The sequence below is a fragment of the Catenibacterium sp. CAG:290 genome (assembly GCF_000437715.1).
In the GTDB taxonomy this organism is placed as follows: Bacteria; Bacillota_I; Bacilli_A; order Erysipelotrichales; family Coprobacillaceae; genus Catenibacterium; species Catenibacterium mitsuoka_A.
The window spans coordinates 82,170-88,709 of sequence record NZ_FR898770.1 but is presented as its reverse complement, the minus strand read 5'-3'; the positions used below and the strand labels follow the sequence as shown (position 1 = coordinate 88,709).

Genomic DNA, 6,540 nt, shown 5'->3' with positions numbered 1-6,540 from the left:
GACAACTAGGAGGTCATTTCATATTATCTAATTTTATAAAAATAAGCGATATAATCTGAACGATTGTGGTAGTATCTTTTACTACCCTGTTTCGTTTTTTTTATTTTAGTCATAATCTCTCTTACCAAATCCTATCATATTAGTACTTTTAACACATATATACATTAATATCATTCAAAGCTCCTATCAAATTTCTTATTTTGTATAGGTTTCTTTATATTCATAAATACATTTAGTTATTTTTAAAGTGAACAATTTATAGTATAATATGGTCAGAGGTGAGAATATTGGAATATGCTATTGAAATGCTTAATATCACAAAAGAATTCCCTGGTATTAAAGCAAACGACGATATTACTCTTCAAGTAAAAAAAGGCGAAATTCATGCTTTATTAGGTGAGAATGGTGCCGGTAAATCTACTTTGATGAGTATTTTATTTGGTCTTTATCAGCCTGATGTGGGTGAAATAAAGATTAATGGACAAAGCGTTAAAATCAATGACCCAAATGATGCCAATAAATATAACATTGGTATGGTGCATCAGCATTTTAAACTTGTTCATAATTTCACTGTTTTGGAAAACATTATTTTAGGGGTTGAAGAAAAGGGTTTATTTGGTAAGCTCAAGACAGATAATGCGCGTAAGAAGGTGATGGGCTTATCTGAGAAGTATCATTTAAACATTGATCCAGATGCAAAGATTGAAGATATTACTGTTGGTATGCAGCAGCGTGTAGAAATCTTAAAGATGTTATATAGAAATAATGATATCTTGATTTTTGATGAACCTACTGCAGTACTCACTCCACAGGAAATTGATGAGTTAATGAAAATCATGAAGGAACTTATTAAGGAAGGTAAATCCATCATTTTCATTACTCATAAGTTAAATGAAATTAAAGCAGTAGCGGATCGCTGTACAATCATTCGTAAGGGGCGTTATGTTGGTACAGTCAATGTAGCTGATGTGACTAAAGAACAGTTATCAGAAATGATGGTTGGTCATAAGGTAAACTTAACAGTCACTAAAGATGATCATGAACCATCTGATGTTGTATTAAAAGTGGACCATTTAAGCTATCAGCCTAAGACTTCAGATAAACTTCTTTTAAATGATGTTTCATTTGAAGTAAGAAAAGGTGAAATTGTTTGTATTGCTGGTATTGATGGCAATGGTCAGAGTGAGTTGATTTATAACTTAACAGGTCTAGAACAGCCTAATATGGGTCATGTTTACTTAAATGATGAAGAGATTACACATAAGAGTATTCGTTATCGTAATGATCATGGTTTATCTCATATCCCAGAAGACCGTCATAAACATGGGTTAGTTCTTGATTATACTCTTGGTGAAAACTTGATTTTAAAATCATATTATAAGAAAGACTTCCAGAATCATGGCATTATTAATTTTGACGCAATGAATACTTATGCTGATCGTCTTATTGAAGAATATGATGTGCGTTCTGGTGAAGGTAGAAATTCTATTGTACGTGGTATGTCCGGTGGTAACCAGCAGAAAGCTATCATTGCAAGGGAAGTAGAACAGAATGATGACCTACTTATTGCAGTACAGCCTACACGTGGTCTAGATGTTGGGGCTATTGAATTTATTCATAAGCAGATTGTTAAGACAAGAGACAACAATAAAGCAGTATTACTTGTGTCACTTGAACTTGATGAAGTTATGAACTTATCAGATCGTATTTTAGTGATGTATGAAGGGGAAATCGTTGCGGATCTTAATCCAAAAGAGACTACTATTCAGGAATTAGGACTTTATATGGCAGGTTCTAAGAGAGGAGAAGGTTATGAAAAGTAATAAACCCGCTTTAATGGAACGTGCCAGCTTCAAATCAATTGTGTCTTCTTTAATCGCAATTTTAATGGGGCTAGTCGTTGGTTTTATCATTATCTTAATTGCTAATCCTAGTGATGCATTACAGGGATTATCTATTTTATTAACAGGTGGCTTTAGAGAAGGGTTATCTAGTATTGGACAGGTTATTTATTTAGCTGTACCAATCATGATGACAGGTCTATCTGTTTCATTTGCTTATAAATGTGGTGAATTTAATATCGGTGTTCCTGGACAGTATTTAGTAGGATGTTTCACTGCTGTATTTATCGCATTAAGAGCAACTTTTATTCCAGATAACTTAGTTTGGATTTTTGCTATTTTAGGAGCTGGAATTGCTGGCGCTTTATGGGCACTTATTCCTGGTATCTTAAAGGCTGCTCGTAATGTAAACGTTGTTATTTCTGGTATCATGTGTAACTATATTGGTATGTTACTTGTTATCCAGGGTATTAAAGCCACTATCTACAACTCTACTGGTGCAGAAAGTTATGCTGTATCTAAAGCACGTAGTATTCCTGGATTTGGCTTAAATCAGATCTTTGGTGATCGTGTTAACCTTGGTATTATCATTGCAATCTTACTTTGTGTACTTGCTTGGTTTATCATGAATAAAACTACTTTTGGTTATGAACTAAAAGCATGTGGTTTCAATAAAGATGCAGCAAGATATGCAGGTATGAACGAAAAGAAATGTATCGTTTTAGCCCTTATGATTTCAGGATTCTTTGCTGGAGTAGGTGGTGCCTTAACTTACTTATGTGGTACTGGTAAAACATTACCAATCACAGAAACATTACCAAACGAAGGCTGGAACGGTATCCCAGTTGCCTTACTTGGTTTCTCTAATCCAATTGGCTGTATCTTTGCTGCCTTATTCATTGGTTATATGAATGTTGGTGGTAACTATATGCAGGCACTTAATATTGCAATTGAAGTTATTGATATTATCGTTGCTGTTATTATCTACTTTGCTTCATTCACATTATTCATTAAAGCCTTATTAGAACGTTATCAAAGAAATAAAAAGAGAAAAGCAGAAATACAGAATAAAGGAGGTAAAACAGAATGAGTATAGTTTATTTCCTTTTTGCTCAGACTTTACTATTTGCCATTCCATTAATGATTGTTGCTTTGGGTGGTATGTTCTCTGAACGAAGTGGTGTTGTTAACTTAGCCCTTGAAGGTATTATGATCATTGGTGGTTTTGCTGGTGTATTCTATTTAAATTATATGCAGTCTAATGATATTCTTCATGGTCTGCCACTATTATTAACAGGTTTACTTATTTCTGGTATTGTTGGTATACTATTTAGTATGCTTCATGCCTTTGCAGCCATTCATTTAAGTGCTGACCAGACTATTTCTGGTACTGCATTAAATATGCTTGCTCCAGCACTTGGTATCTTCATCGCAAAAACTGTACAGGATGGTATGCAGAACGTTTCATTCACTAATGAATTCAGAATTTCTGAAGTTCCTGGACTTAGTAGTATTCCAGTACTTGGTGATTTATTCTTCAAGAACTGCTATTTTACTACATTCCTAGGCATTGCGATTCTTATCATTTCTTGGTATTTCCTTATGAAAACTAAGACTGGTTTAAGAATCCGTTCTTGTGGTGAAAACCCTCAGGCAGCAGATGCTGCAGGGATCAGTGTTTATAAGATCAGATATCTAGGTGTAGGTATTTCTGGTTTCTTAGCTGGTATGGGTGGACTTATTTATATTCTACCTATCTCTACAGAATTCACCTGCACTGTTGCTGGTTATGGTTTCTTAGCTTTAGCTGTATTAATCTTTGGTAACTGGGCACCATTAAGAATTGCTGGTGCAGCATTCTTCTTTGGTTTCATGAAGACATTGTCTTATACATATAACTCAGTTCCATTACTTGCTAAAATGTCTTTACCTGATACAACATATAAATTAATTCCATATGTTGCCACTTTAATTCTATTAGCATTCACATCTAAGAACTCAGCTGCGCCTCGTGCAGATGGTGTGCCTTACGATAAGTCTAAACGTTAATAGAGTCGGACTCCCTAGGGAGTCCTTTTTTCTTGCACTACTATACAAAAAAGTTATAATGAATAGAGAAAGAAAAGAGGTATACAATGAACAAGATCTATCAAATGAATGGATATCAACTTCACTTGATTTCATCTAAGAAATTTAAAGATATTACAATCTCTGTTCGTTTTAAAGGACGTTTTACAAGAGAAACAGTCACAAGTAGAAGTGTTCTAGGATTTTTAATGATCACTGGAACTATGAAGCATCCAACACAAAAGGACTTATCTAGAACACTAGAAGATTTATATGGTGCAAATCTTTCTGCTAATATTTCTTCAGCAGGTAAAGGCCATATTATTACTTTTAAGAATACATGTGTTAATCAGGAGTTCCTTCCTATCAATGAAAATCTACTCATTAAACAGGTAGATTTATTAAATGAATTAGTGAATCATCCTTATATAGTGGATAACCATTTCGATGAAGAAATGACTGAACTTAAAAAACAAGAAATCACATATCGTATTATGGCTGATATGGACGATAAGATGGGCTATGCCTTTGATCGTATGGTAGATTATATGGGCAGAGGAAGTGTGCTAGGATTACGTTCTACAGGTTATATAGAGGATATGGATAACATCAATGCTTATACTCTTGTAGAAACATATAAAGATATGATTCAAAATGATGATAAGCATGTTTATGTAGTAGGGGATATAGATGAAAGTATTATTTCTATCTTCAAAGAAAAGCTACAATTCCCAGAAGTGAAACATGATCCTTATCCTAGTGCCTATATGTATCAAAATGATCGTAAACATCTTTTAGATATTATTGAAAAACAGGATATCGTCCAGTCTAAGCTCGTTATGGGTTATAAGGCAAACTGTTGTACCTTAAGTGAAAATACAGCTGCAATGAGCGTATTTTCTAATTTATTAGGAGGTTATTCTCAATCCAGACTATTCCAGGTAGTCAGAGAAAAGAACAGCTTATGTTACTTTATTCATTCAAGTTATGATCCGATGAATGGTATTATGACCATTGCAGCAGGTATTGATATGAATAATTATGATAAGACTAAAGAGTTAATTGGAAAACAGATCAAAGACTTACAAGCTGGGCATATCACTGATGAAGAATTATCAATGGTAAAGACAATGCTTATCAATGCATTATCTAAAGTAGATGATGATCCTGATGCCATTATCTCATTCAACTGGAGAAGAGATATTATTAATAGTCAGGATACAATTGAAGATAAGCAGAATGCGATTAGAAATGTCACTAAAGAAGATGTCATCAAATGTGCTCAAAGTATAGAACTAGATACAATCTATTTCTTAACTGGAAAGGAGTTCTATGAAGAAAACTTATTATCCAACAATTAAAGAAACTGTATATCATGAAAAAATGAGCAATGGACTTAATGTCTATCTCATGCCTAAGGATGGTTTCACTAAGACATATGGTTTATTTTCAACACGTTTTGGTTCTATTGACCGTAGCTTTGTTCCTCTAGGAGAAACAGATTTAATCACAGTACCTGATGGTGTCGCTCATTTTCTAGAACATAAAATGTTTGATATGGAAGATGGAGATGCCTCAGAAAAGTTTGCTGCACTTGGTGCGAGCAGTAACGCCTTCACTTCTCATAGCCGTACTGCTTATTTGTTCAATACAGCTGCAAATGTTGATGAATGTACTGAATTATTACTAGATTTTGTTCAGGAACTCAATGTTACACCTGAAAGTATTGAAAAAGAGAAGGGCATCATTAATCAAGAAATAGGCATGTATAATGATGATCCTGACTGGCGTGGTTATTTTGGTGCCATCAGCAACCTTTATCATAATCATCCTGTTAGAATTGATATTGCCGGTACTGTTGAAACAGTGGCAGAAATTGATTATGACATCTTACAAAAGTGCTATCATACATTCTATCATCCATCGAATATGATGTTATTTGTGTCAGGAAACTTTGATCCAGAACACCTCATGTCTATTATTAGAGATAATCAGGCAAAGAAAGATTTCAATGATATGCCACCAATTGTAAGAGGGGATCATAATGAACCAGAAACCATCTTTAAAGCTTATGAAGAAAATGAGATGGATGTTACTATGACTAAGGTCAATGTTGCAATAAAAGTCAACAATGTGCCTGAATCACCTGAAGAAAAACTCAAAAGACAACTTTCATTCTATATTTTCATGGATATGTTATTCTCTAAGAGCAGTGATTTAAGAGATGAATGGACTAAGAAGGGACTCATCAATGATTCTTTCTTCACTAACTTCTCACAGGAACGTGATTTCTCTCATATTATTTTTGCAGGAGATAGTCCTAAACCTGAGGAACTTCTATCTCATATACATAAACTTATTGAAGATATTCCTCATATGACACTGGATGAAGAAGCATTCAATAGAATGAAAAGAAATAACATTGGAACTCTTATTGGCTTCTTCAATTCTATTGAAACAATTGCTTCATTATTTAGCCAGTACTATTTAGAAGGTATTAATTTATTTGATCTATTTGAGGCCTATCAGGCTCTTACTATCGATGACATTAAAAATATTTTACCTCTATTTTGCAAGGATTTAACATCTAATTTTATTGTCAGACCACTTAAGGATAACGCCTAGATGTTGA

Annotated in this window: 5 protein-coding genes; all 5 read left to right on the top strand. The window is 33.9% G+C overall.

What is annotated here, in order from left to right; translation table 11 throughout:
- The first annotated feature begins 287 nt into the window (after window positions 1-287).
- The 5 genes from QVO42_RS01340 (at window position 288) to yfmH (ending at window position 6,533) form a co-directional block, all read left to right on the top strand.
- On the top strand, window positions 288-1,823 hold the full coding sequence (locus QVO42_RS01340) for an ABC transporter ATP-binding protein (RefSeq protein ID WP_022424396.1): 1,536 nt from the start codon (window positions 288-290) through the stop codon (window positions 1,821-1,823).
- Window positions 1,813-2,931 carry an ABC transporter permease gene (locus QVO42_RS01335; protein WP_022424395.1) on the top strand — a complete coding sequence of 373 codons (1,119 nt, stop codon included), beginning with the start codon at window positions 1,813-1,815 and terminating at the stop codon, window positions 2,929-2,931. The genes QVO42_RS01340 and QVO42_RS01335 overlap by 11 nt, the downstream gene beginning before the upstream one ends.
- Entirely contained in the window at window positions 2,928-3,890 is a 963-nt protein-coding gene (locus tag QVO42_RS01330) for an ABC transporter permease (protein WP_022424394.1), read from the top strand. Before QVO42_RS01335 ends, QVO42_RS01330 begins: the two co-directional genes overlap by 4 nt.
- An 86-nt stretch (window positions 3,891-3,976) precedes the next feature.
- On the top strand, window positions 3,977-5,269 hold the full coding sequence (gene yfmF, locus QVO42_RS01325; protein ID WP_022424393.1) for an EF-P 5-aminopentanol modification-associated protein YfmF: 1,293 nt from the start codon (window positions 3,977-3,979) through the stop codon (window positions 5,267-5,269).
- Window positions 5,241-6,533 (top strand): EF-P 5-aminopentanol modification-associated protein YfmH, encoded by a 1,293-nt coding sequence (gene yfmH / locus QVO42_RS01320; RefSeq protein ID WP_022424392.1) that lies wholly within the window; start codon window positions 5,241-5,243, stop codon window positions 6,531-6,533. The genes yfmF and yfmH overlap by 29 nt, the downstream gene beginning before the upstream one ends.
- Window positions 6,534-6,540 lie beyond the last annotated feature (7 nt).